The organism is Vreelandella andesensis (assembly GCF_003989795.1).
In the GTDB taxonomy this organism is placed as follows: Bacteria; Pseudomonadota; Gammaproteobacteria; order Pseudomonadales; family Halomonadaceae; genus Vreelandella; species Vreelandella andesensis.
Genome location: NZ_RZHG01000013.1, coordinates 57254 through 82958 on the forward strand (window position 1 = coordinate 57254; position 25705 = coordinate 82958).

Below are 25705 nucleotides of genomic sequence, written 5' to 3' on the forward strand. Positions count from 1 at the left end.
TCCTCCCCTTACCCTTTAAACAGCGCGATGAGTGTGTGTTTGGCTGCTTCGACCTTGCCCTGATTGACCGCAGCAGCTGGGTCAACGTTTTTTGGGCATACCTTCGAACAGAAGCCTACAAACGTGCAGCTCCACACCCCCTCATGACGGTTAAGTTCAGCCATGCGCTGCTTCTTGCCGTGGTCGCGGCTGTCCAGGTTGTAACGGTGGGCCAGGGTTAGCGCCGCCGGCCCGAGGAACTCTGGGTTAAGCCCAAATTGCGGGCAGGCCGAGTAGCACAGGCCGCAGTTTATGCAGTTAGCGAACTGCTTGTAGCGGGCCAGCTGCTCAGGGGACTGTTGATAGGTTTCCGGCGCCGTCGGGTCGTAAGGTTTGGCCGGGTTATCGTCAATCAGGTAGGGCTTCACCGCCGCCAAGTGCTCAAGAAAAATCGCCATGTCCACCACTAGATCCCGCTGCACTGGGAAGTGGGACAGCGGTTCAATGCGAATATCGCCTTCGTAATCACGCAGGAAGGTTTTGCAGCCGAGCTTGGGAATGCCGTTGACCATTACCCCACAAGAGCCGCAAATTGCCATGCGGCAGGACCAGCGGTAGCTCAGCGTGCTATCAAGCTGCTCTTTAATATGGTTCAGGGCATCTAGCAGCGAGGTGCTGTCGTCTACCGGCAGTTCGTACTCTTGCCAGTAAGACTCAGCCGAGTTGTCCGGCAAGTAACGCTTAACGCTAAGGTGCTTCGTGCTGGTGTTGTTAGTGTTAACCTGCTCGGTACTCATGCCTTTGCTCCCTTACCTGCATCGCCATAGGCCCGCTCCGCCGGAGCCGAAAACCGCACATCCACGTCCTGCCAGCGCAATTCGGCAGGTGCTTCGCCTCGATAGAATACTTGGCTGTGCTTGAGGTAGTTAACGTCGTCGCGCTTTTGCATGCCTTCGTCTTGGCGCTGGTGGGCACCGCGGGATTCAAGGCGTTCAAGCGCGCCTAAGCAAGAGGCTTCGGCAATGTCCAAGCCACACCCAAGCTCGATGCACTCAAGCAGCTCAGTATTGAATATCTTGCTGGTATCGTTAACACGAATGTTAGCGTAGCGCCCACGCAGCTGGCGAATTGTCTCTAGCGAATGGCGCATGCCTTCTTCCGTGCGGTAGATACCGCAGCCACTTTCCATGGCTTGCACCATGGCATGTTTAAGTTCTACCCACGAATCGCCATTGCCTTCGCCATCACACAGGCGCGTTAACATGGCTTGCTGGCGATCGGCCTGGGCTTGCAAAAATTGACTATCTGCCCACTCGGTTTGTGCTGCCTTCTGGCTGGCACGCTCGCCGGCCAAACGGCCAAATACCAGTAGCTCGGTCAACGAGTTAGAACCCAAGCGATTAGCACCGTGTAAACCGACAGAGGCACATTCCCCGGCGGCGTAAAGGCCAGCAATAGAGGTCTCGCATTGGGGATCAGTTTCAATCCCGCCCATCGTATAATGAACCGCTGGGCGAATAGGGATCGGCTCTTTCACTGGGTCAACGTTGATGTAAGCCTTTGCCAGCTCGCAGATAAACGGCAAGCGCTCTAGGATGGTTTTCTCGCCCAAGTGGCGAAGGTCGAGATAAACCACGTCGCTGTCGCCAAACTTGCCGGTGCGGCCCGCTTGCTGCTCTTGCCAGAAGGCTTGGGAGAGCTTGTCTCGTGGGCCCAGCTCCATGTATTTGTTTTCTGGCTTGCCCAGCGGCGTTTCAGGACCAAGGCCGTAATCCTGCAAGTAACGATAGCCATCTTTATTGAGCAGAATCCCCCCTTCACCGCGGCAAGCTTCGGTGATTAAAATGCCGGACCCAGGCAGGCCGGTGGGGTGGTATTGCACAAACTCCATGTCTCGCAGCGCCACACCGTGACGATAAGCCATGGCCATGCCATCGCCAGTCACAATGCCCGCGTTAGTATTGAAGCGAAACAAGCGCCCTGCGCCGCCGGTGGCTAATACCACGGCTTTAGCACGTAGCAGCGTCAATTCACCGGTGGCAATTTGAAGGGCAATCACTCCAATCACCGCACCTTCGTGCACCGCTAGATCGAGCACGAAGAATTCATCAAAGCGTTCAATTTCAGGATATTTCAAAGAGGTCTGAAACAGGGTGTGGAGCATATGGAAGCCGGTTTTGTCGGCAGCAAACCAAGTACGGGCTGTCTTCATGCCCCCAAAGCGGCGCACCTGCACTTGGCCGTCATCCTTACGGCTCCAGGGGCATCCCCAGCGTTCCATCTGCACCAGCTCCTGGTAAGCGTGGTGGACAAAATAGTCGACGACCCCTTGCTCAACCAGCCAGTCACCGCCGGATACCGTGTCATCAAAGTGGGCCTGATGGGAGTCTTCAGCACTGGTAACCGCAGCCGCGCCACCTTCAGCAGCCACGGTATGCGAACGCATCGGGTAAACTTTCGACAGCAGTGCAATACGCTGGGGGGTGCCTTGGGCTTTGGCCTGTTCAACCGCACCGATGGCGGCGCGCAAGCCCGCTCCTCCTCCTCCCACAATCACGATATCGAAATCTCGCTGCTGCATGACAGTTCCTTCGGTTAACCAGGCCAAATACATTAAAGGCGACACACTTCGGCACCGTCTCCCTCATTTGAACTTAGCACACAAGGGGCAGACCCCGTTCATTAGTCCAAAGAACTATTGATATATGTCAAGAAACAAGAAGATCGAGTTAGCGTTGCTTTTACCTCACTGACTTAGCGCCTACTCTTCAAGGCACTCACTGCAGGGCAGTTTTCTGCCAGCCAAGCAATAAAACTAGAACAGCAAACGTTGAAGAGAGGTGCCGCATGACAACTAATGCTCAACCCTCAGCGCGATGGAAACTGCTAGCACCGCTAGCAGTCGCTATTATTGTCGCACTGATTCCTACCCCCCCAGGGCTTGCGCCGCATGCGTGGTATTTTCTCGCCATTTTCCTCGGCTGCGTCGTTGGCCTTATTCTTGAGCCATTACCGGGCGCAGTGGTGGGGCTGATCGGCGTTACCCTGGTAGCTCTGCTTTCAAGGTGGGTACTGTTCTCTCCAGAACAGCTGGCTACTGACGGATTTAATGCTGCCAACCAAGCATTTTTATGGGCGGTATCGGGTTTTACCAACGCCACCGTATGGCTAATTTTTGGCGCTTTTATGTTCGCCTTGGGGTATGAAAAAACCGGCCTGGGTAGGCGGATATCTCTGTGGCTAGTTAAGGCAATGGGGAAGCGCACGTTAACCCTTGGCTACGCAGTGATGATTGCCGATGGTATTCTAGCGCCCTTCACACCTTCTAATACGGCTCGCAGCGCGGGCACAATTTATCCCGTCATTCGTAATCTTCCGCCGCTTTACGATTCGCACCCCAACGACCCCAGTATGAAGCGAATGGGTAGCTTTCTAATGTGGACAGCGCTGGCCTCTACCTGTGTGACCAGCTCGCTATTTTTGACCGCTCTAGCCCCCAATCTATTAGCTATCGCGTTAACCGAGAGCGCGACCGGCATTTATATTAACTGGGGGCAGTGGTTTATGGCCGTCGCGCCAGCCGGGATCCTGCTGCTTCTGCTGGTGCCGCTGCTTAGCTACTGGCTATGTGCGCCCGAAGTGAAAGCAGGTAACGAAATCTCCGACTGGGCAGGGCAGGAGTTAGCCAATCTGGGGGCACTATCCCGCCATGAAATAATGCTGGTTCTTATGGTGGTCACCGCCCTGCTGCTGTGGATATTTGCTGGCAGTATTATCTCTGGGTCACTAGTGGGCTTAGTGGTGATCTGCGGCATGTTATTAACTGGCATTGTGACGTGGAGCGATATTCTCGATAATCGAGCAGCCTGGAATACTTTTGTATGGTTCGCCACCCTGGTGGCACTGGCTGGCGGGCTAAGTCAGGTGGGTTTCGTTACCTGGTTTGGCAATGTGGTCGGCGGGCAAATAAGCCACTTCGACCCGCTAATAGCCATGGTGGCGTTGGTAGTTATCTTCTATCTGCTGCACTACTTCTTTGCCAGCGTGACGGCGCACGTTACCGCTTTGCTACCGGTCATTTTAGCAGCAGCATCTGGCATTGCCGGGCTCGATATGCAGATGTTTATCTTATTGTTACTCCCCACACTCGGTTTTATGGGGATTCTCACGCCTTACGGTACTGGGCCAAGCCCGGTTTATTACGGCAGCGGCTATCTGCCCAGCGCACTCTTTTGGCGACTAGGCGCGATTTTCGGGCTGCTATTTTTAGTGGTTTGGTTAGTCATCGGCTTACCCTGGCTGCTGTTATTTACCTGACCAATACTTATTACTTGACCAGCACTTATTACTTGACCAGTACTTAGCTATTGCCCCACTACCCTTCTTTTCATCATAAGTAGTTCACAGGGATATTAACGTATTGGAACATCTCGCCAAACACAGTCCGCATCACGCCTGGGTGTTAGCCGCACGCCCTAGAACGCTGCCGCTGTCGTGTGCATCTATCCTGCTGGGCAGCGGGCTTGCAGCGCACGCCCAGGCTTTCAACCCCACGGTGCTGTTGCTTGCCCTACTCACTGCCATGGCCCTTCAGGTACTGTCTAATTTAGCCAACGACTATGGCGATGCCGCCTCAGGCGTTGATAACGAGAAACGTAGCGGCCCGTTAAGGGCTGTCTCATCTGGTTTGTTGACCCCAAAAGCAATGCGCAGCGGAATGTTCGTCACCGCCACCGTTGCCGCGCTATTCGGGCTGCTATTGCTGCTTGCCGCCTTTGGGAATCAATGGATGCAGATTCTCATCTTCATATTGTTAGGCGCTGCTGCCCTACTGGCAGCGGTGACCTATACCGTTGGGCTAGGCGGCGCCCCTTACGGCTACCGTGGGCTGGGGGATATTGCGGTCTTTATGTTTTTCGGGCTGCTCGGTGTCTTGGGCACCTACTACCTGCATACCCACGAGCTAAACTGGCTGCCATTTTTGCCAGCCGCCGCGTGCGGGCTGCTGGCTACCGCCGTTCTCAATGTGAATAATGTGCGCGATATTGAAAGCGATGCACGCTGCGGCAAAATCACCCTAGCGGGGCGGCTAGGCCGCGAAGGCGCGATTATGTACCACTGGGCGCTGCTGGGATTAGCGCTAGTGCTCACATTGATTTACCTGGTGGTTCTACCGGTTCCACTGTTGGGATGGAGCTGCCTGCTGGTGGCCAAGCCGCTGACGGACGCTGCCAGAACATTACGCCATACCCAAGATGGCAAGGTTCTGACCAACATGCTAAAAAATACCGCTTTTTCAACGCTGCTTTATAGCGTACTGCTGTCTATTGGCTTGGCCTATTTCTAATCAGACTATTGAGTGGTGCTAGCGTGCCAGGACTATGAAAGCACCACCTCATAGCCTTCAAATTTGGGCGGGCCAAGGTAAATACCTTCAGGCGCTTTGGCATTGGCGTGGGCTTTACGGAATGCGTCTGACTTGGTCCAGGCACGGAAGGCGTCCTCTGACTCCCATACGCTATGGGAGATAAACACGGTGTGATCTTCCTGGCTTTCGCCCTGCAGCATTTGGAATTGCTTAAAGCCTGGCACTTCATCCAAATGCGAATCACGGTTGCGCCATACCTCTAAAAAATCTTCTTCGCGGCCTGGGGCAATCCGAAAACGGTTCATGGCAATATACATGCACTCTCTCCTAGTAGTTATCTAACACAACAGCATAGCGGCCTGCTGCTTACGGTAACGTTCGCTTGATGGTAACGTCGTGGTTTAGTGACGAATAGGCTTTACGGCGAATAGCCCTCAACCGTCAGGATACGGCATGGCTAAGGCACCCATCCAGGTCATTTGGTTCAAACGCGATCTACGCATTCATGATCACGCGCCGCTTTCTAATGCCGCCGCGGCAGGGCCCGTATTGCCGCTATTCGCTATCGAACCAGCGCAGTGGCAAACACCCGATAGCGCCCTACGCCATTGGCAATTTGCCGCAGACTCACTTATTGATCTTTCCCACGCGCTGCAAACACTCGGCCTGCCGCTGTGTATTTGCCAGGGCGATATTGTTGATTTGCTGAACGGCCTGAAAGCTCACTACGGCCACATTACCCTTCATTCTCACCAGGAGACGGGCAACGCCTGGAGCTTTGAACGGGATAAACGGGTCCATGGGTGGTGCCAAACCAATAGCGTGACATGGCAGGAAGCGCGTCAGCAAGGTGTGGTGCGGGGGCTAAGCAGCCGCACGGGGCACCAAACCCGCTGGGAAAAACTGATGAACGCTCCCACCGCCACTGCTCCACAAAACGCTCAACCGGCTGAGGGCTGGCAAGCCTTTCATCAAATTGACGTTGATCAGCTTCAAAGCCTAACCCTGGGGTTTGATACCACGCCGTGCCCCCAGCGCCAGTTAGGCGGTCGCAGCGAAGGCCGCACACTGTGGCGCAGTTTTGTGCAAACACGCGGGCGTCGCTATCGCGGCTCGCTATCTAAGCCGTTGCTTGCTTGGGAGTTTGGCTCACGGCTTTCCCCCCATTTGGCCTGGGGCACGCTTTCCATGCGCGAGGTAGTCCAGTCGTTACGCCGCCAGCGGGAAAAGCACACTGAAGACACTGCCTGGGCGCGCTCGTTGCGCGCTTTCACTTCGCGGCTTTACTGGCACTGCCACTTTATTCAAAAGCTCGAAAGTGAGCCGAGCATTGAGGGACAAACGTTGCACCCAGCACTGCGTGACCTGCGAGAACGCGACCCCGAACACCCTAACCTGATTGCCTGGAAGCGCGGTCAAACCGGCGTGCCACTGGTGGATGCCTGTATGCGCAGCCTGATCGCCACCGGCTGGATCAACTTTCGCATGCGCGCCATGCTGATTTCCCACGCCACCTTTGGCCTTGGGCTGCATTGGCGTGAACCAGCGCTGCACCTAGCACGACTGTTTACCGATTATGAACCAGGCATTCACTACCCCCAGGTGCAGATGCAAGCAGGCGCCACAGGCACCAACGCGCTGCGGGTCTACAACCCCATTAAACAAGCGGAAGATAACGACCCCACCGGCGAGTTCGTTGCCCATTGGGTACCAGAGCTTTCATGCCTCCCCATTGAGTGGCGCGCCAAGCCCTGGACACTGCCGGAAAGCCTGCAAAAACGGTTGGGCTTCCAGCCCGGCGAACACTACCCGCTGCCCAACGATTTCGAAGCCGAAGCGCGCCACTGGAAAAAGATGCTGCACGAACTAAGACGCACCCCAGAGGCTAGAGAATCCAGCCAAGCCATTGTGGATAAGCTCGCCAGCCAGCGTAAGCCGCCCGCTCGGCGCACCAAAAAAACAAAACCCGCCAACCGCCAACAGCTTTCACTGTTTGGCGATGGCGGGCTTGGTGATGCCTAGAAGTAAGACTTAACTAAGCGCTTCCAGCGACTGCTCGATAATGCTTAGGCCTTCTTCTAACACTGCGGAAGACACCGTTAGCGGTACCAGAATACGGATACTGTTGCCGTAGAAACCGCAGGAAAGCAGGATCAGGCCTTTCTCGCGGGCTTTGGCACACAGCGCGCCGGTCATCTGCACATCCGGCTTGCCTTCACTGTTGAGCAGTTCAAACGCGGCCATGGCACCTAGCTGGCGGCCGTGGGCGACGGCGGGGAAATGGTCTTCCCATACCGCGAAGCGCTCGGCCAGCATCTTACCCATCTGTTCGCTGCGGGCCAGAATGTTCTCTTCTTCGATGACTTCAATCACCGCTAACGCCGCTGCGCAGGAGAGCGGGTTACCGCTGTAAGTGCCGCCTAGCGAGTTAGGGCCAGAGGCATCCATCACCTTGGCACTGCCGACAACCGCCGAGAGCGGCATGCCGTTGGCTAGGCTCTTGGCGGTGGTCAGAATGTCCGCCTCAATGCCGCTATGTTCCAGGGCAAACAGCTTGCCGGTGCGGGCAAAGCCCGACTGCACTTCATCAGCGATCAGCAGAATACCGTGCTCGTCGCACAGCGCGCGCAGCGCTTTCAGGTAATCTGGCGAGGCGATGTAGAAACCGCCTTCGCCTTGAACCGGTTCAATCACGATAGCTGCGGTGCGGTGCGGGGCAATATCGGTTTTGAAAAGCGTGCGAATGGCGGCTAACGACGCTTCTTCGCTGATGCCGTGCAGCGGGTTGGGGAACGGCGCGCGGAACACGTCGCCCGGCATGGGGCCGAAGTCGTTCTTGTAGGGCAGCACCTTGCCCGTCATGGCCAAGGTCATCATGGTGCGGCCGTGGAAGGCACCGTCGAACGTGATAATGCCGGTACGGCCAGTCGCCGCGCGGGCGATCTTGACAGCATTTTCCAGCGCTTCGGCACCGGTGTTCACCAGCATCGCTTTGCGCTCGGGGCCGCGAACGGGCGACAGTTCACACAGCTTTTGGCACAACTGCACGTAAGGGGCGTAAGAGATGACCGCCGCGCTGGTGTGCATGACTTTTTTCAGCTGTGCTTCCACCGCAGCGACAATTTTCGGGTGGCGATGGCCTAAGTTTAATACGCCAATACCACCTGCGAAATCGATCCAGCGGTTACCGTCGGCATCCCATAACTCGGCATTTTCAGCGCGTTCAGCAAACTGAGTCGTCGGCGTGGCAGCACCGTTAGCGACGTAGCGGTTTTTTAGTTCGTTCAATTCTTGGTTATTCATCATAATGTCTCTTATAAACCGCCAACGCAGACGTACTTCAGTTCAGTAAATTCATCGAGACCGTGATGGGAACCTTCACGCCCCAAACCGGACTCTTTCACGCCACCAAACGGCGCCAGCTCGGTGGAGATCAGCCCTTCGTTAACGCCGACCATGCCGTATTCCAACTGCTCCATGGTGTGCCAAATGCGCCGATAATCGCTGGCGTAAAAATAGGCTGCCAAGCCAAACGGCGTATCGTTAGCCATCTGGATGGCCTCTTCATCGCGGTGGAAGCGAAACACCGGTGCTACCGGGCCGAAGGTTTCTTCATCGGCGACCGCCATCTTCGTGGTGACATCAGCTAGCACGGTGGGCGTGAAGAAATGCTTGCCTGCGGCGTGGGGTTGACCACCGCAGACCAATCGCGCGCCCAGATTTACTGCGTCATCTACATGGCGCTGCACTTTATCTACCGCCGCTTGGTTAATCAGCGGGCCGATAGTGCTGCCTTCCGTTAAACCATCGCCTACCTTCAGCGCGCTAACTCGCTCGGCCAGTTTACTGACGAACGCGTCGTAAATTCCATCCTGCACTAGGAAGCGATTGGTGCACACGCAGGTTTGCCCAGCATTACGGAATTTGGAGGCAAGCGCACCTGCCACGGCAGCATCTACATCAGCGTCATCAAAGACGATAAACGGCGCGTTGCCGCCCAGTTCCATCGCGGTTTTCTTCACCGTGCTAGCGCACTGCGCGAGCAAATGCTTACCGACGGGGGTCGAACCAGTGAACGAGACTTTGCGCACACGTGAATCCGTGGTGAGCACATCGCCTATCGCTGCTGGTTTTGAGGCAGTAATTACGTTAATGGTGCCTGCTGGCAAGCCCGCTTCAAGGGCCAAGTAAGCAGCGGCTAACGCGGTTAACGGTGTGGCCTCGGCAGGTTTGATCACCACGGTGCAGCCTGCGGCTAAGGCCGGGCCACACTTACGGGTAATCATCGCCAATGGGAAGTTCCACGGGGTAATAGCTGCAACCACGCCGACCGGCTCGCGCAGAACCAGTAAGCGCTTATCGGCACCGTGGCTGGGTAGGGTTTCCCCAGCCATACGCTTGGCTTCTTCAGCAAAAAATTCAATAAATGAGGCGCCGTAAGCGACTTCACCTTTGGCTTCCGCCAGCGGCTTACCCTGTTCCAGAGTCATCAAGCGGGCTAAGTCGTCGGCGTGCTCATTAATCAGCTCAAACCAGCGCCGCAGTAGCGCGGAACGCTGCTTCACTGGCGTTGCGCGCCAAGCAGGACCGGCGGCATACGCTGCGGCTACCGCGTCGCGGGCGTCATCGGCGCCTAAATCGGCAACCCGGGCAATCGTCTCACCGGTGGCGGGGTTATCGACAGCAAAGGTCTGTTGGCCTTTGCGCCACTCGGCACCTACCAGGGCAGGAACTGCATCGTGTAACCACTGTTTAATAAAGCTCATCATCTCACCTTGTTTTGATATACAGCATGCCAAGCACGCTATCAGTAATGGGCTGACAGGCGAATGCACCACTTTTACGTTCAACCAGACCACTTTTCTGTTTAACTGAAGATAATGAAGCGCGTCGTGACAGTACGGAGATACAGATGGATGGCCATTCAGCGTTACAACAGCTTGTAAAACGCTATGCACAGCAACCCGAGCGTTTGAGTAAGCAGGTGCGCTTAGAGCAAGCATTGAGACAAGCCATTACTCAGGAGTGGCCGCACCAAACTCGCCTGCCGTCTCACCGGCAGCTCGCCTTAACCTTGGGTGTTGCCCGACACACCCTGTCGCTTGCCATTGCGTCGCTTGTTGATGAAGGCCTGCTGGCGACGTTTCATGGCAAGGGCACTTGGAGTTGTAGGGCAGAGGCTTCTATTGCGCCCACACTGCCCAGCATCCAGCTCTCAAAACGTGCTCAGCAAGTGCTGCGCTGGCCAGGGGCGAGTACGGTGCAAAGCGGTGCCTTTGTGCCAGGAATACCCGATATCGCTCAGTTTCCTATGCGCAAGTGGCGTCAGCTTTATGCCAGCGTTACCGTGCCGCAAAACGCCTTACTGCTTTCTTACTCCACCGGCGGCTATGGGCCGCTTAAGCGCGCCATTCGTGAATTTCTGGCGCGCTGGCGCAACATTCATTGTGATATTGAGCAGATCATCATCACCGACGGCACTCATAATGGGATTGAACTATGTGCCATGGCGCTCGCCGATGTGGGTGATACCGTGGCGATGGAATCGCCCTGCTATTGGGGGGCACGCAACGTCTTCACGGCGACAGGGCTTTCTATTGAGATGCTGCCTTGGTTTCCCGATAGTGGGCATATTTTACCGCAGGTAACGGGTAACGTTGCACTCGCTTATTTGACTGGCTCTCACCATTACCCGCTCAGCACACCCACCAATGTTCTCCATAAACAACAATTCTGCGATGCGCTATCGCCCACTTACATCGTTGAAGACGATTACGAATTTAACCGCGACGACCACACCAACCTACTGTTTGATCCACACTCAGAACGCCATTTGCTGGTAGGCTCATTCTCTAAGATGATGTTTCCCGGCCTGCGGCTTGGTTATTTAGTGGTACCACGCCATTTGGCAGGCCCAATGAATCGCCTGCGCAGCGAATTATTTCGTGAAGGCCGTATGCTTGATCAAGCCGTATTAGCGCAGTTTATTTTTGATGGCGACTTAGATGCATGGTGTCGCCGCATTCAGCGAGACTATTTAGGCCGTCAGCAGGTGCTGCACGACCAGCTTAGCTCACTGCCCAAGGTACGGAATGTGTCACCCCCAACAAGTGCGATCAGCTTGTGCGTTGAGTTTGAATCAGGGGTTAATGATGTGGCGCTTGCTCAGGCGTTGCTCAAAGAACATTTGATTGTTCGACCGCTTAGCCCTGTGTGCGCTGAAACCGACCCGCGAACGGGATTAGTGATGGGTGTAGGCATGCTCTCAGGAGAGACGCTAGTGCGTGAAGTACAGCGGCTTCGACGCTGCTTAGAGGTACTACTTCGTTAAGTGAGACAAACGAAGCGAGCAGTAAGCGTCAGCTTTTACACATATTCACAAGGACATTACCATGCGTCACCCTGTTAATAACTTAATCGTTAAGCATTCTAAGGTGAATTCCTCAGTCGCTTTCCCAACACTTCGCCTATGGGTAGCGCTGTGCTGCGTACTATTTATGTCTGGCTGCGCCACGTTTGCCCCGAATCCGCCTGAGGATCAAAGTAATATTTGTGAAATTTTTCGTGAACAGCCGAGCTGGTACGACTATGCCCTTGAATCTGAAGAAAAATGGGGTACTCCTATCGCCACACAGATGTCATTTATTCAGCAGGAGTCTTCGTTTCGCAGCCATGTACGCCCTGATCGCAAATATTACCTAGGCTTTATTCCCGGCCCTCGTCCTTCTTCTGCCCTAGGCTACGCCCAGGCTCAAGACCCCGTGTGGGAAGAGTACCGTGACCAAGCAGGCAGTTTGATGGCAAGGCGTACCCACATGAAGCACGCCACCGATTTTATTGGTTGGTATAACCGCCGCTCACAGCAGCAGGCAGGGATCTCGCTGAGCAACCCAGAACATCTTTACTACGCCTACCATGAAGGCGCAGGTGGCTATCAACGGGGCTCCTATCGTCGCAAACCCCACGTGCTGCGTGCAGGCAGCCAAGTGGCAACCCGCACTCATCGTTATCAAGCACAGCTCAACGCTTGCGAAGCAGAATTCCAGTGCCGCAAGTTTTACCAGGTTTGGCCGTTTTGCCGGCGTTGAATGACGCTTTTCGTGTTGGTAAATGATCTGCCTATACTCACCATAGCCCCCACCGGAGACCGCTATGGATTATCAACACTACCGCACTGCCCTTGCCGAGACGCTCGCCCAAAGTGAGCTGCCCTTTGCGCCTGCCGAATACCAAACGCGCCTAGACAAGGTGCGCCATGCCATGGCGCAGCGCGGCCTGGGTGCGCTGCTGCTCACTGATCCTGCTGATGTTAACTACTTGACTGGCTACCACACCTTCGAGGTATCGGTACACGCCTGCCTAGTGTGCACCTCTACACAGCTGGTGTTGCAGGTGGCCTCAATTGAAACGGGAGCGGCAGTGGTCACTGCTCAAGTGGATGAGATTATTGGTTACCGCTGGGAACATCTAGATGAAATCATCACGCCACTAGCGGATTTACTCATCTCTTGCGAGCAAATTGGCTTCGATGGCTGGAGCAGCGGGTTACGTGTCGGCGTGATGGATGCACTGACCAACATGCTGGGCAAAGAGCGCTTCTGCGAAGCCGGTGACCTGCTCGATACCATTCGCATTGTTAAAAGCAGCGCCGAACTTGAAATGCTAAGAGAAAGTGCACGCATTACCGCCGCAGGTTTAGACGCAGCAATGGCGGCTATTCGTCCAGGAATGACCGATAACGATATTGCAGCGGTGGGCGCAAAGGCACTGCTAGAGAACGGCAGCGAGTTTATGAGCTTGCAGCCTATCGTGACCAGCGGGCACCGCATTGGCGTCATTCACGTTAATCACAAGCGCCGCGTAATTCAGCCCAATGAGCCGATATTTTTAGAGTTCGGCGCTGCTTACCAGCGCTATACCGCCCCAATGATGCGCACGGCTGTAACAGGCAAGCCTAATGCCGAACTAACCGCCACTCGCGACCTCTGCCGCGCGCTGTTCGAGTCGCTTTGCAGCCACATGAAACCAGGCAACACCTTTGATGATGCCGCCAAGGCGGCGGATGCCCTGCTAGCCCCTAGTCGTGATCAGCTGTTCTTTTCGGGGGTGTTTGGCTACGCGGTGGGCGCACAATTCCCACCTAGCTGGGTTGAAGGCACTGGCTATATTGCCCAAGGCCTGAATCAATCTTTTGAAGAAAACATGGTCTTTCATTTACCACTTTGCCTACGCGTGCCCGGCCAGTGGGGCGTAGGGCTAAGCGATACAGTGGTGGTTACTCAACACGGTGCCGAGCCACTGACCAACAACGATTGGCAGCTCTATCAAGCGACAGATAAGTAACGAACAGATAAGTAACGAACAGATTAGTAACGAACAGATTAGTAACGAACAGATAACCAGGCTAAAAACCCCAAGATTGACAGTACGATTAACCAGCGCTATTCTCACCACAGATGCAAATGAGAAACATTATTTTATTGACCCACACCTTGGTAAATGAAGAGCCTTTGAGGTAAAGGGAAGTCACATGACCAATGAGCAGCGCCAACTTCGCCAAACGTTAATCTTTTTGCGAACCTCTTTCGAAGCGGTGCAGCACTCGATTGCTGGTCGACTTGATGACCCGCTGCCCTGCTGGCTGGATACCAGCTTGCTCACCCTGCTATCACGGGAACTGACCCGCTGCAGCCAGCAAGCCAAACCGCTCTTCCCGCCACTCGCCTCCGAGCACGTATTCATTGCCTCTCAGCAATGCGACTTACTCCTCAAGCAGTGCCCCGGCGTGCTAAGTAGCGCTGTTTGCCACCGCCAGCTAAGCGCCATTATGCTGGCACTGGCCAGCGCTATTGAGCAAACCGACACGCCCGCCAAGCGCCGCTGGCCTTGGCAGCGCCCCTAAGCAGTCTTTTTTCTTAAACCCCGCTTTTTTTTATTGCGGGGTTATGTTTTGCCTTTCACAACCTTGTTCCATAATCACAGCATATTGGTTAGCACTTAGTGAGTTAGAATTCTGGGTTAAAACTCTGAGTTAGCATTTACTAGTAAACTGGTCTATTCTTGTCGCCACGTTTTAATTGACCGTTTCTAAAAGGAGTTTGCTCATGGCGTATGAAACGCTTTTTACCCCTCTTCAATTAGGTAGTTTGTCGATCCCGAACCGCGTGATCATGGCCCCTCTAACTCGCTCGCGCACCCCAAACAGCGTGCCGAGCAAGATGCAGGAAGCGTATTACGGCCAGCGGGCAGGCGCAGGCTTGATTATTAGTGAAGCGACCAATATCTCGCCCACTGCCAAGGGTTATGTGTATACGCCAGGCATTTGGACAGATGAGCAAGAAGCGGGCTGGAAAGGGGTTGTAAATGCGGTGCATGCTAAAGGTGGCCGTATCGCGCTGCAGCTGTGGCACGTCGGGCGCATATCCCATGAAATGGTACAACCCGATGGTCAACAGCCTGTTGCCCCCAGCGCGTTAAAAGGGGAAGGCGCTCAGTGCTTTGTGGAGTTTGAAGACGGCACGGCTGGCCAACACCCTACGAGTACGCCCCGCGCACTGGAAACTGATGAGATCCCCGGCATTGTCGATGACTACCGCCAAGCAGCCATTCGCGCTAAACGTGCAGGCTTCGACATGGTGGAAGTCCACGCGGCCAACGCTTATTTGCTTAACCAGTTCCTGGCGACCGGTACCAACCAGCGCACCGATCAGTATGGCGGCTCGTTGGAAAACCGCGCCCGCTTTCCGCTGGAGGTGGTCGATGCGGTGGTTGAGGTGTTCGGTGCAGAGCGTGTCGGCATTCGCCTGACACCCTTTATCGAATTGTTCGGCCTGACCGATGATGAACCAGAAGCCATGGCCTTTTACCTGGCGGAGCAGCTGTCCAAACGCGGCTTAGCCTATCTGCACTTAAATGAACCTAACTGGATCGGTGGCGATGTCACCTTCCCTGAGGGCTTTCGTCAGCAAATGCGCGAGCGCTTTAACGGCAGCCTGATTTATTGCGGCAACTACGACGCCGAGCGCGCCGAAACCCGTATTAACGACAACACTGCTGATGCGGTGGCCTTTGGCCGCCCCTATATCGCCAATCCCGACTTACCGGAACGCTTCCGGGTGAAGGCAACGCTTACCGAGCCGAACCAAGAAACGTTCTACGGCGGTGACGAAAAGGGCTATACCGATTATCCGTTTATGGCTAACGGTTACGATCGTATTGGCTAGATTTCTTGCTTAGCAGGAACCCTTATGAATGAAAAGCATCACTTAGGTGGTGCTTTTTCATGTCTGGATGCGCCAAAACGCTGCTAGGCTATTGATTCTCTCGTTTTAACGTACAGGTGAGTCATGCTCGGTTCGCTGTTCGCTCTGCTGGTGTCACTGCTGTTTGTTGGTATTACTGCCACCACGGGGGCACGTTTCCGCCCTGATGGCTGGTATCGTCAATTACAGAAACCCAGCTGGACACCACCTGATATCGCTTTCCCTATCGCTTGGGGCCTTCTTTATTTATTAATGGCTCTTGCGGCGTGGCGTATTTACATGGCCGATGACTCGCCGTTACGCACCGCAAGCTTGGTGGTTTATGGCCTACAGTTACTGGCCAATGCGGCGTGGTCATGGCTATTTTTTGGGCGAAAGCAGATCACCGCAGCGCTGGCGGATATCGTTCTCCTGCTGGGATTAATCACATTTGCTATTGGGTTATTCGCTAATGTGAGCACGTTGGCAGCGTGGCTAATGGTGCCCTATTGGCTGTGGGTAGCGCTTGCGTTAACGCTGAATGTCGCCATTTTACGGCTAAACAATAGGGCCTAAGCGCCGACAGAGAGGACTTAATGAGATGGATGTCACGTCACTTCCGTTCTTGCTTGCCATTGTTTCATTAGTATTGGGGATCGTGGCTGCGGCTATTTTCGTCTATGTGATTATTCCCAAACAACGACGCGCCAACGCTAAGGCCGCAATGCCGCCACCCCCCAAAGCAGCCCCCCCGCCGCCTTCGCCTGAACCAGAAGCCCCCGCGCCGACCAAGCGCACAGCGAAAGTAAAGCAGCACTCTCTGTTTGTCATTTTTTCTCACCCCGACGCCACCACAGACGAACGCCTAGCCGAGTGGCTACGGGGAAAAGAAGCCAGCTATGATGCAATCAAGAAGGTTTTCTTAATCAATGGCAAGCAGCCTTCTAACCCGGTCACCATCGCCAACGCTTTTCCACCTGGGGAAATGCCCGACCTGCTGCGGGGGGAAACCGACGAACCCATTCGCGGGATTAGCTTGTTGGTTAAGCCACCACTACATAAACGTCGCAATCAGCAAATGGTCGTTTACGTAGCGCTCGCTAAGGAGCTAAACGAAACCTTTAATGGTAATTTACTCGATGCCAACCGGCAGCCCGCTTCAGAGTCGACCTACGCGCAGATTATTGACTAACGTGGCGCACTATCAGACAACGCCCTGGCTGCGTAGGTAGTCGTCGTAGCTGCCGCTGAAATCGACAACTCCTTCGGGCTGCATGTCGATGATACGTGTCGCCAGCGACGAGACAAATTCGCGGTCGTGGCTGACAAACATCAGCGTGCCGGGGTAGTTTTCCAGCGCCAAGTTCAGCGCCTCAATAGACTCCATGTCCAGGTGGTTTGTTGGCTCATCCATCAACAGCACGTTGGGGTTGGTGAGCGTTAGCTTGCCAAACAGCATACGCCCCTGCTCACCACCTGAAATCACTCTGACAGATTTATTGATGTCGTCGCTGGAAAACAGCATCCGCCCCAGTGCCCCACGTACCACCTGCTCGCCGCCGTTAGTCCACTGCCCCATCCACTCAAACAGTGTGGTATCAACAGGGAAGTCGTCGGTGTGATCTTGAGCAAACATGCCAATCTCGGCCGCATCGGTCCACTTCACTTCACCGGCATCGGCGTGTAAATCACCCGCCAGAGTTTTCAGCAGCGTGGTTTTACCAATGCCGTTGGGGCCGATAATGGCAATGCGCTCACCCGCTTCTACGGTCATCGAGAAGCGCTCGAAAAGCGGGTTTTCATCACCGTAGCTTTTGGTAATGGCATCGACGTTCACGGCATTGCGATGAATCTTTTTGTTCTGATCAAAACGGATAAACGGGCTTACCCGGCTAGAAGGCTTAATATCTTCCAACTTGATTTTGTCGATCTGACGCGCTCGTGACGTGGCCTGTTTGGCTTTGGAGGCGTTGGCCGAAAAGCGGCTAACAAACTGCTGAAGCTCGGCAATTTGGGCTTTTTTCTTGGCATTATCCGAATGCTGGCGCTCGCGGGCAGCAGTGGCCGCGGTCATGTAATCATCATAGTTACCAGGGAACAGGGTAATTTCGCCGTAATCCAGATCCGCCATATGCGTACACACGCTGTTCAGGAAGTGGCGGTCGTGAGAGATGATAACCATGGTACTGCTACGCGCTTTGAGGATGTCTTCCAACCAGCGGATAGTATTGATATCCAGGTGGTTAGTCGGCTCATCGAGCAGCAGTACATCCGGGTCGGAAAATAGCGCCTGGGCCAGCAGCACACGCAGCTTCCAGCCGGGGGCAACTTCACTCATCGGGCCGGTATGCTGTTCAATAGGAATACCTAGCCCCAGCAGCAGCTCTCCCGCGCGAGACTCGGCGGTATAACCGTCAAGCTCAGCAAAGCGCACTTCCAAGTCGGCCACGGCCATGCCATCGGCTTCACTCATTTCTGCCAGAGAATAGATGCGCTCGCGCTCGGCGGCCACTTTCCAGAGTTCAGCGTTACCCATAATAACAGTGTCGATGACCCGCTCGTTCTCGTAGGCAAACTGATCCTGGCGAAGTTTACCCAGCCGCGTACTGCTATCCAGCATGACCTGCCCGGAAGAGGGCTCAAGCTCACCGCCCAAAATTTTCATAAAGGTGGACTTACCGCAACCATTGGCGCCAATCAAACCGTAGCGATTGCCGTTATTAAATTTGACGGAAACATTTTCAAACAAGGGCTTAGCCCCAAACTGCATGGTGATATTGGCGGTTGCGATCAAGATGTGAGCCCTGGTTAACAGTGTAATTGCGCATTGAAAGGCCAACAATTCTACGCGCCTTTGAGCAGCGTTACACCTACCCCCTAACGCGCATTATCTAGCGTAGCTGGAAGTTCGAGTAGAAAGCGTTCACCATCAATCGCTTGGCGCAGCCGCGTGTGCAGTATCTCAACAATATCAGGGTGTTCGCCAACCAGCGCCGTGGTCGTCACGCTCAAACCTGGGTGGCGCTGTTCGGCAGCGGCGCAAATGTCGGCTATATCGCCACCTTCCCCCGCATGGCGCCCAGGCGAGAGAAACAGCATCGCTAGAATGACCGGGCCTGATTGGAACTCCGGTGTATCCAGTAAATGCTCTAAAAGCGGCTCGTTAAAGCGATATTCGTCGCCTTCGCGTCGCTCCATGGAGGCCGCTGCTACGCAGCTAACTTCATCCGCCAATAGCACGCTTAACTGCCCGGCCAAGCGGTTGCGCACGGCGGTCACCTCAGGAATCGGGCTGCCGTGATCCACCAGTGCCACGCGGGGTTTCGCTCCCACCTGGCGCTTGTCGCGCACATTGTCGGCCAACAGCTTGGCTAAACGCAGGTCGTTATTGCCCCGCTCATCCACCAGCGGCTGTGCCACGCGAACGCTTACCTGAGGAAAACGCGCCTGCAGTGCTGCCATACGCTCTGGCAGGTAGCCGGTCAGTGCCTTGCTTGGCCCAAAGAAGAATGGCAGCACAATGATCTCGGTCGCTCCCTGCTCGGCGCTTCGCTCAGCGGCGGGGCCAAGAGTAATCGCGGGAATACCGTCAACCTGCTCAGCAGGAATTTTATTAGAGTGCAGCAAGGAAGCCGCCTGCACGGTTTCCCCTAATTGAAGACTCAGCGCAGACGCTACGCGACGCAGATTGTGGGTTGCCTGGGGCCGCAATGAGCCGTTATCGACGAGGAAAATAGCGCGCATGGGGGTCTCACTATCGTTTTTAAATTCTAGGTTCTAGGTTCTGAGGTCTAAGGTCTAAGGTCTAAGGTCTAAGGTCTAAACGTTAATATAAGCTTAGAGGCTTGAAGTCAGCACATCCGCTGCCGCGCGGTGCAACTGGGCGTGGCGCTGTGCCAGCGCAACAATATCTCGGTCGTAGCCGCCGCCAATCACGGCCGCCACGGGAATTTCTGCGGCGCGGCAACAGCTAAGTACATAATGGTCACGGGCATACAATCCGTCGCTGCTAAGCGCTAAGTAGCCCAATCGATCCTCTTGATGGACATCGACACCCGCGTCATAAAGCACAACATCGGGTTGATACGCAGCCAAGAGCCCCGGCAGCCGCGACGCAAGCTCGGCCAAGTAGGCGTCATCGCTCATACCATTGGGCAATGCAACGTCTAGGTCGCTTGTGGCTTTACGCGCTGGAAAATTACGCGCGGCGTGCATAGAAAAAGTAAACACACCGGACACACCAGCAAATAAACGGGCGGTGCCATCGCCTTGATGAACATCGCAGTCAACGATCAGTACCCTTTCAGCCCAGCCACTGGCCAAGGCATGGGCTGCAGCAACGGCTAAGTCATTAATTAAACAGTAACCGCTGGCAGCATCGGCGTGGGCGTGGTGCGTCCCTCCTGCTGAATTACAGGCAACTCCGTTGATCAGCGCGGCTTCAAGCGTTAGTAACGTGCCTCCCGTTTCCAAACGTACCCGATCAACTAATTCAGACGACCATGTGAAACCACTACGCCGTTGCGCCATACGCTCTAAGCGGCCCTGTAAAAAGGCGTTCAGATACTCGCGGGTGTGCACCCGGGCAAGGGTATAAACGGGCGCTGGTTCTGGCGTTAGCCACTCAATGGGGCATGCTAACGACTGTTCACCAAGTAATTGCCTTAGCACCCGAAATTTTTCCATTGGAAAGGGGTGGTTGGCTGGTAAATTAATCGTATAACCCGGATGATGCACGATCGTTAACGCCATTAGTGCGTTGCCACGTTGTTATCTGACCTTAGTAATTGACATAGACCATAGACATAGACCATAGACATAGATGCCTTATGTTGCTTGATACCACCGCCCTGAACCAGCAAAGAAATTTCTTCGATGGCCATACTGATATTTGGCTTTTCGGTTACGGCTCACTGATTTGGAAGGCTGACTTTGCCTACCTAGAACGTCAGCCCGCCTACATTACCGGATGGGCGCGGCGCTTTTGGCAAGGCTCTCACGACCACCGCGGCACGCCTGACGCGCCTGGGCGTGTTGCCACATTAATTCGTGCGCCTGGGGCCGTGTGCCACGGCATGGCTTACCGCATTACCCCCGAGGTATTGGCACCGCTAGACGTACGTGAAAAAAACGGCTACCTACGTGAAAAAGTGACACTCACTTTTCTAACGGCGCGTGACGACGCACAAACAGAAAAAGCCACCACAGAAGGGCTAATTTACTTAGCTGCCGAAGATAATCCAGCTTTTCTTGGCGATGCGCCGCTGAATGATATCGCGCACCAAATTGCCCATTCCCACGGCCCAAGCGGCTCAAATAAAGCGTATTTGCTGAACTTAGCCCAGGCGTTGCGCGAATTAGGCACAGACGATGCCCATGTGTTTGCCATTGAGGAGCAATTACAGCGTTACCAATAGCGTGGGTAACGACGGTGGCGCGCTAGATTATTCACCAAAATGGCCACTATCAGCATTAACACGCACCCAGCGCCAATGGGAATCAGCGGATACCACCATCCCAACTTGTGGACACTCGCCCCACCGGCTACCGCGATCAGCGCAGCGGCAGCCCCTGGCGGATGCACGGTGTGAGTCAACTGCATTAGCAATATTGAAAGCGATACTGCTAGCGCCATCGAAATAGGCGTCGCGCCCAACCATTGGTAGCAGCCAACCCCCACTAATGCTGACAAAACACTGCCAAATAGAACATGGCTTGGCTGAGCAAAGGGGCTTTCAGGGGCTGCATAAATCAACACCGATGTTGCCCCAAAAGAACCCACGATTAATAATTGCTGCGAAAGCCAAGCGGTACTTAACCAGCATATAACGGCCATGCCTGTAAAAGCGCCTAACCACGACCAGCAGGCATCTTGCCAACCGACGCGGGGGCGTGGGGTTCGTTCTCCTCGCATCTTGCCAAGATAAGCTTTCATTACACTCTCTCTGCACACAAAGAGCGCAGATGATGACAAAATGCGCTAAATAAGCAAATGACAATCTGTCATGCACTGATGAATCACTTTCAAAAACACTTTCAGGATGACGAAGCAGCTAATGTCTCACGCCAGCACCACCCCATTAAATGTTACCCCCTCTAGCTTAGTGCTTGCCGTGGTGGCAGCTGTCGGCATGGCGACCATCGGCGTTATATCGCGTATTACCGAACTGAATGCCGAAAGCATTACGTTTTATCGTTTAGGCCTTGGGGCGGCATTTCTACTGGTGTACTTGGTGCTGACCAAACGCCACGCTGCGCTTAAAAAATTGCCAGGAAGACAAGTGGTCATCAGCGGTGTATTTCTAGCGTCATTTATCCTATTTTACGTTCAAGCCATGAACTATACCCAGATGGCCAACGCCATTTTGATGGTCTATTTAGCGCCAATCATTGCCGCCGTAGCAGCCCACACCCTGTATGCCGAACGACTGTCCACCCAACAGGTTGGGCTGATTGGCTTAGCGCTGTTTGGGTTCGCTATGATGCAAGAGTTTCGTTTGAACCTGGATGATCGCCAAGACATCATCGGGATGGGCTACGCCTTGGCCGCGATGCTTACCTATAGCGGCTTTATTCTCATAAACCGTCGCTTACCACGCCATCTAGACGACCGAATTTGTGCGTTTTGGCAACTGTTAGTCGGTGCGCTGGTCATATTGCCGTTTGCACTTTGGCAGCCCGAAGGACTGTCCGCTGCTGCTTGGCAGTGGCCTTGGTTACTAGCGGCTGGCTTAGTCCCCGGTTTCTTAGCGTTGCTATGTGCCGTGATGGCGATTAATCGGCTGCCCACCGCCCTATATGGAACCTTGGCTTACTGTGAGCCAGTGGCAGTGGTGGTCTTTGGCTGGAGCCTATTCGGTGAAACGCTTTTGCCACTGCAGCTTGCCGGATGTGCACTGGTGCTGGTCAGCGGCATCATGCAAGCCTGGTTAGGTGGCCGCAGGCCTACACCATTAGCCACGACAGGATAAACAGCGCCAGCACGATCCGTACGATGGCACCTAGCAAGGAGCCTCGCAGCAGTGCTCGAAAGCCCCGCCATAACAACCACAAGCCAACGATTAGTATCAGAATACTAAAGAATGATGCATTGATACCCAGGGAGCGGGTAAGTCCATCAATAAAGTCGTCGAGCGCGCCAAAAAAATTGGTAAAAAAGCCCAACAAAAACTCCACCACGACGCGAATAGCATCGCCAATGGCTTCGCCAATACCATCAAAAAATCCGTTTGCCTGCATGCGTCTCGTCCATCGCTGAAAAGTTGTCGACATTGTCAGTTAAAACGACGCCATTGCAAAGCACGCCCGTAAAGAAGCGTACCTTGCCCTTAAGACGTTTACCCTATTTAACTTTTTCGGCTAATGCGTTATAACGCCGTGATATCAATAGCGGGAGAGACTGGTGCTAGCCACCAGCGCCGAAGGAGCAACGACCCCGGAAACTCTCAGGCCAACGGACCGCTATTGCCTATTTGTTAAGACGTTCCGAAGAGCGGCTGATGACTGCGTCACTCAGCCCACCGAAGGAGCAAGCGCCTCAATTGATGCGTGAATCTCTCAGGTTCCATGACGGAAGGGGTACACCTCGCCATTTTACTGCTGGGTGTATCGCCCGACGCTCATACAATCTGGAGAGACTTATGCAACGCATTGCTGTTATTGGCGGCGGTATTACCGGTATTACAAGTGCTTATGCGCTAGCAAAGCGCGGTTTCGATATGACTGTTTTTGAGAAACACCGCTATGCGGCAATGGAAACCTCTTTTGCCAACGGTGGACAGCTATCGGCCTCGAATGCTGAGGTGTGGAACCACTGGCCGACCGTGATTAAAGGCCTCCGCTGGATGCTAAAAAGCGACGCACCGCTGCTGGTCAACCCGCGTCCTAGCTGGCACAAACTTAGCTGGTTTGCAGAGTTTATCGCCGCCATTCCCCGTTATGCCGACAACACCACGGAAACGACTCGGTTAGCCATTGCTGCCCGCAAACACTTATTCCAGTGGGCGAAAGATGAGCAAATTGATTTCGACCTTAAACAGCAGGGCATTTTGCACATCTATCGTAACAAAGCAGGCTTTGACCATGCAGCACGCGTATCGCAGCTACTTGCGAATGGCGGCCTTGAACGCAGGTCGGTCACGCAAGATGAAATGCGCACCATCGAACCGACACTGGCAGGCAGTTACTACGGGGGATTCTTTACCGAAAGCGATGCCACTGGCGATATTCATAAGTACACCATCGGCCTCGCCAACGCAGCCGCTAAACGTGGCGTACAGCTTAATTACGGCCATCACATTGATGATATTGGTGCTGACGAGCGTGGGGCTTGGGTAAGCGCCACCGTCGATAATGAAAGCGTGAGGGAACGTTTTGACAGCGTCGTCGTTTGTGCGGGGATTGGCAGCCGCGCCATTGCCGCTAAGCTAGGTGATCGCGTTAACATCTACCCCGTAAAAGGCTACTCCATCACCGTACAGCTAGATGACGAGGCCTCTCAGCAAGCCGCGCCAACCGTCAGCCTGCTAGATGATGAGACCAAGTTAGTGACCAGCCGACTAGGGAACGAACGCTTCCGCGTGGCCGGCACCGCTGAATTTAACGGCGCGAATCGCGACATACGCAACGACCGCATTCAACCACTGGTTCGCTGGGTAGAAGAGTGCTTCCCTGGCGTGAGTACGCAGCGTGTAGTGCCCTGGGCGGGCCTTCGTCCAATGCTACCTAACATGCTACCCAAAGTGGGACCTGGCCGTTTACCCACTGTGTTCTACAACACTGGCCACGGCCATCTAGGCTGGACGCTCTCCGCGATTACCGCCGAAATGCTGGCAGATGCAGTCGAGGATAAAAGCGCTCGTACCCAGCAAGCAACCCAACCGCTTACCTAGCCTCACTTAAAACAACCGCGCTGGAAAGCCAGGCATTCGTTAAGATATAAAACACCCCATCACAGGCGTGTTTTATGCTTAACCAACGTGCGTTAACCTACCTCAATAAAGTGATTCGCCGCGGCCCGCTCAGGCGCGCCGCCGCGTACCAGTTGCCGGTGCATCATGTCATGGCGACCATTTTGAGCATCTGGAAACGCTTACCCCCCAACACCCTAGGGCAACGGGATCACCGCCGCTTGCTGTGTCACACTGTACTTCAGCAAGGTTTCACCCACCTACCCAGCGAGTGAGTAACGGCACTTCGATTACGGCGATTAATTATGGGCTTACTAGGGGTCGCACGATCGTGCCCAATACGGTCTGGCAGAGCTGGATACCATTTTGACTCAGCGTTGCTTAAAGTAATGAAAGCACAAACCTATCGCCTTTAACTATTTTAAATTGTATGGAGACACTACAATGCCTAGCGTACTTATCACCGGAGCAACGTCAGGGTTTGGTAAAGCAGCGGCTCAACGCTTTGCCCAAGCGGGTTGGTCGTTGATTTTAACTGGACGACGCCTAGAGCGCTTAAAAGCACTAGAGGATGAACTTTCCCAGCAGGTGCCCGTACTCACTTTAGCGCTGGATGTTCGCGACAGCGACGCCGTTACTAACGCCATTAGCAACCTACCGGAAAACTTTCTGCCATTGACGTGCCTGATCAATAACGCCGGGTTAGCGCTAGCACCGGAACCAGCGCAAAAGGTGGCTCTGGAAGATTGGCACACGATGATCGACACCAACATCACAGGCTTGGTCAACGTGACTCATGCGGTACTGCCGTTACTGCTTAAAACCGGCGAAGGCGCGAGTATTCTCAACTTAGGCTCGGTGGCAGGGCAGTGGCCCTACCCAGGCGGGCATGTGTATGGCGCCTCCAAAGCCTTTGTTCAGCAGTTTAGCTATAACCTTCGCTGCGACCTGTTAGGCACCGGCGTACGGGTCACCGATTTAGCGCCCGGCATGGCGGAAACCGAGTTCACCCTGGTGAGAACCAAAGGCGACCAAGCCGCCTCAGATGCGCTTTATCGTGGTACGACACCGTTGCAAGCGGAAGACATCGCCGAGCAGCTTTACTACCTCGCTACCCTACCCGCTCATATCAACATCAACCGTTTGGAAATTATGCCTGTTCGTCAAGCGTGGGCACCGTTCGCGATTAATCGCGACCCCGCTTAAAA

25 protein-coding genes and 2 riboswitches are annotated in these 25705 nt (G+C 54.5%); of the genes, 15 read left to right on the forward strand and 10 right to left on the reverse strand.

What is annotated here, in order from left to right; translation table 11 throughout:
- Positions 1-8 precede the first annotated feature (8 nt).
- Positions 9-776 carry a succinate dehydrogenase/fumarate reductase iron-sulfur subunit gene (locus tag ELY33_RS07010; RefSeq protein WP_126945958.1) on the reverse strand — a complete coding sequence of 256 codons (768 nt, stop codon included), beginning with the start codon at positions 774-776 and terminating at the stop codon, positions 9-11.
- Positions 773-2560 (reverse strand): fumarate reductase (quinol) flavoprotein subunit, encoded by a 1788-nt coding sequence (gene frdA / locus ELY33_RS07015; RefSeq protein ID WP_126945960.1) that lies wholly within the window; start codon positions 2558-2560, stop codon positions 773-775. The genes ELY33_RS07010 and frdA overlap by 4 nt, the downstream gene beginning before the upstream one ends.
- Positions 2561-2826: 266 nt before the next feature.
- On the opposite strand from frdA, the gene ELY33_RS07020 reads away from it, so the two are divergent.
- Together ELY33_RS07020 and menA are read left to right on the forward strand one after the other, a co-directional pair.
- Positions 2827-4296 carry an anion permease gene (locus ELY33_RS07020; RefSeq protein WP_126945963.1) on the forward strand — a complete coding sequence of 490 codons (1470 nt, stop codon included), beginning with the start codon at positions 2827-2829 and terminating at the stop codon, positions 4294-4296.
- A gap of 103 nt (positions 4297-4399) precedes the next feature.
- The gene (gene menA, locus ELY33_RS07025; protein ID WP_126945966.1) at positions 4400-5326 is read left to right on the forward strand and encodes a 1,4-dihydroxy-2-naphthoate octaprenyltransferase; all 927 of its coding nucleotides are present in this window, start codon (positions 4400-4402) and stop codon (positions 5324-5326) included.
- 32 nt (positions 5327-5358) lie between these two features.
- Here menA and hmuQ read toward each other — a convergent pair whose 3' ends face one another.
- The gene (gene hmuQ / locus ELY33_RS07030) at positions 5359-5664 is read right to left on the reverse strand and encodes a heme-degrading protein HmuQ (protein WP_126945969.1); all 306 of its coding nucleotides are present in this window, start codon (positions 5662-5664) and stop codon (positions 5359-5361) included.
- A 136-nt stretch (positions 5665-5800) separates the two neighbouring features.
- On the opposite strand from hmuQ, the gene ELY33_RS07035 reads away from it, so the two are divergent.
- Positions 5801-7369, forward strand: a complete 1569-nt coding sequence (locus ELY33_RS07035) for a cryptochrome/deoxyribodipyrimidine photo-lyase family protein (protein ID WP_126945972.1) — start codon at positions 5801-5803, stop codon at positions 7367-7369.
- Positions 7370-7378: 9 nt separating this feature from the next.
- Here the strand turns inward: ELY33_RS07035 and gabT are convergent, their stop codons facing one another.
- Positions 7379-8650, reverse strand: coding sequence for a 4-aminobutyrate--2-oxoglutarate transaminase (gabT, locus tag ELY33_RS07040; RefSeq protein ID WP_126946097.1), 1272 nt, complete (start codon positions 8648-8650; stop codon positions 7379-7381).
- Positions 8651-8661: 11 nt separating this feature from the next.
- Positions 8662-10113 (reverse strand): NAD-dependent succinate-semialdehyde dehydrogenase, encoded by a 1452-nt coding sequence (locus ELY33_RS07045; RefSeq protein ID WP_126945975.1) that lies wholly within the window; start codon positions 10111-10113, stop codon positions 8662-8664.
- Positions 10114-10259: 146 nt separating this feature from the next.
- On the opposite strand from ELY33_RS07045, the gene ELY33_RS07050 reads away from it, so the two are divergent.
- The 7 genes from ELY33_RS07050 to ELY33_RS07080 all read left to right on the forward strand — a co-directional run bounded on the left by ELY33_RS07050 (position 10260) and on the right by ELY33_RS07080 (position 16780).
- Positions 10260-11678 carry an aminotransferase-like domain-containing protein gene (locus ELY33_RS07050; protein ID WP_126945978.1) on the forward strand — a complete coding sequence of 473 codons (1419 nt, stop codon included), beginning with the start codon at positions 10260-10262 and terminating at the stop codon, positions 11676-11678.
- 61 nt (positions 11679-11739) lie between these two features.
- A complete protein-coding gene (locus ELY33_RS07055; protein WP_208644214.1) occupies positions 11740-12435 on the forward strand; it encodes a transglycosylase SLT domain-containing protein in 696 nt (231 codons plus the stop codon).
- Positions 12436-12499: 64 nt separating this feature from the next.
- Positions 12500-13690 carry a M24 family metallopeptidase gene (locus ELY33_RS07060; protein ID WP_126945981.1) on the forward strand — a complete coding sequence of 397 codons (1191 nt, stop codon included), beginning with the start codon at positions 12500-12502 and terminating at the stop codon, positions 13688-13690.
- A 187-nt stretch (positions 13691-13877) separates the two neighbouring features.
- Entirely contained in the window at positions 13878-14249 is a 372-nt protein-coding gene (locus ELY33_RS07065) for a hypothetical protein (RefSeq protein WP_126945984.1), read from the forward strand.
- Positions 14250-14451: 202 nt separating this feature from the next.
- On the forward strand, positions 14452-15570 hold the full coding sequence (locus ELY33_RS07070) for an alkene reductase (protein ID WP_126945987.1): 1119 nt from the start codon (positions 14452-14454) through the stop codon (positions 15568-15570).
- Positions 15571-15693: 123 nt separating this feature from the next.
- Positions 15694-16164 carry a TspO/MBR family protein gene (locus tag ELY33_RS07075; protein WP_126945989.1) on the forward strand — a complete coding sequence of 157 codons (471 nt, stop codon included), beginning with the start codon at positions 15694-15696 and terminating at the stop codon, positions 16162-16164.
- A gap of 25 nt (positions 16165-16189) precedes the next feature.
- Positions 16190-16780: a cell division protein ZipA C-terminal FtsZ-binding domain-containing protein gene (locus ELY33_RS07080; RefSeq protein ID WP_126945992.1), complete on the forward strand. Its 591-nt coding sequence runs from the start codon at positions 16190-16192 to the stop codon at positions 16778-16780.
- A 12-nt stretch (positions 16781-16792) separates the two neighbouring features.
- Here ELY33_RS07080 and ELY33_RS07085 read toward each other — a convergent pair whose 3' ends face one another.
- The 3 genes from ELY33_RS07085 to ELY33_RS07095 all read right to left on the reverse strand — a co-directional run bounded on the left by ELY33_RS07085 (position 16793) and on the right by ELY33_RS07095 (position 20340).
- Positions 16793-18382: an ABC-F family ATPase gene (locus ELY33_RS07085; protein ID WP_126945995.1), complete on the reverse strand. Its 1590-nt coding sequence runs from the start codon at positions 18380-18382 to the stop codon at positions 16793-16795.
- An 83-nt stretch (positions 18383-18465) separates the two neighbouring features.
- Positions 18466-19332 (reverse strand): sirohydrochlorin chelatase, encoded by an 867-nt coding sequence (locus ELY33_RS07090; protein WP_126945998.1) that lies wholly within the window; start codon positions 19330-19332, stop codon positions 18466-18468.
- 93 nt (positions 19333-19425) lie between these two features.
- Positions 19426-20340, reverse strand: coding sequence for a histone deacetylase family protein (locus tag ELY33_RS07095; RefSeq protein WP_126946001.1), 915 nt, complete (start codon positions 20338-20340; stop codon positions 19426-19428).
- Between the two features lie 77 nt (positions 20341-20417).
- Between ELY33_RS07095 and ELY33_RS07100 the strand changes: the two genes are divergently transcribed.
- The gene (locus ELY33_RS07100) at positions 20418-21005 is read left to right on the forward strand and encodes a gamma-glutamylcyclotransferase (protein WP_126946004.1); all 588 of its coding nucleotides are present in this window, start codon (positions 20418-20420) and stop codon (positions 21003-21005) included.
- Here ELY33_RS07100 and ELY33_RS07105 read toward each other — a convergent pair.
- Entirely contained in the window at positions 20996-21523 is a 528-nt protein-coding gene (locus ELY33_RS07105) for an HPP family protein (RefSeq protein WP_126946007.1), read from the reverse strand. The genes ELY33_RS07100 and ELY33_RS07105 overlap by 10 nt on opposite strands.
- 121 nt (positions 21524-21644) lie before the next feature.
- Between ELY33_RS07105 and ELY33_RS07110 the strand changes: the two genes are divergently transcribed.
- Complete coding sequence (locus ELY33_RS07110) at positions 21645-22559, forward strand: DMT family transporter (RefSeq protein ID WP_126946010.1); 915 nt, start codon at positions 21645-21647, stop codon at positions 22557-22559.
- Here ELY33_RS07110 and ELY33_RS07115 read toward each other — a convergent pair.
- Positions 22534-22827: a hypothetical protein gene (locus tag ELY33_RS07115; protein WP_126946013.1), complete on the reverse strand. Its 294-nt coding sequence runs from the start codon at positions 22825-22827 to the stop codon at positions 22534-22536. The two genes, ELY33_RS07110 and ELY33_RS07115, sit on opposite strands and share 26 nt — an antisense overlap.
- Positions 22828-22968: 141 nt before the next feature.
- Positions 22969-23059, forward strand: a riboswitch (glycine riboswitch).
- Positions 23060-23063: 4 nt separating this feature from the next.
- A riboswitch (glycine riboswitch) is annotated at positions 23064-23171 on the forward strand.
- 57 nt (positions 23172-23228) lie between these two features.
- On the opposite strand from ELY33_RS07115, the gene ELY33_RS07120 reads away from it, so the two are divergent.
- The 3 genes from ELY33_RS07120 (at position 23229) to ELY33_RS07130 (ending at position 25703) form a co-directional block, all read left to right on the forward strand.
- Entirely contained in the window at positions 23229-24479 is a 1251-nt protein-coding gene (locus ELY33_RS07120; protein WP_126946016.1) for a D-amino acid dehydrogenase, read from the forward strand.
- Positions 24480-24553: 74 nt separating this feature from the next.
- Positions 24554-24772, forward strand: a complete 219-nt coding sequence (locus tag ELY33_RS17970) for a hypothetical protein (RefSeq protein WP_208644216.1) — start codon at positions 24554-24556, stop codon at positions 24770-24772.
- A 169-nt stretch (positions 24773-24941) separates the two neighbouring features.
- Positions 24942-25703 carry an SDR family NAD(P)-dependent oxidoreductase gene (locus tag ELY33_RS07130; protein WP_126946019.1) on the forward strand — a complete coding sequence of 254 codons (762 nt, stop codon included), beginning with the start codon at positions 24942-24944 and terminating at the stop codon, positions 25701-25703.
- The last annotated feature ends 2 nt before the right edge of the window (positions 25704-25705 follow it).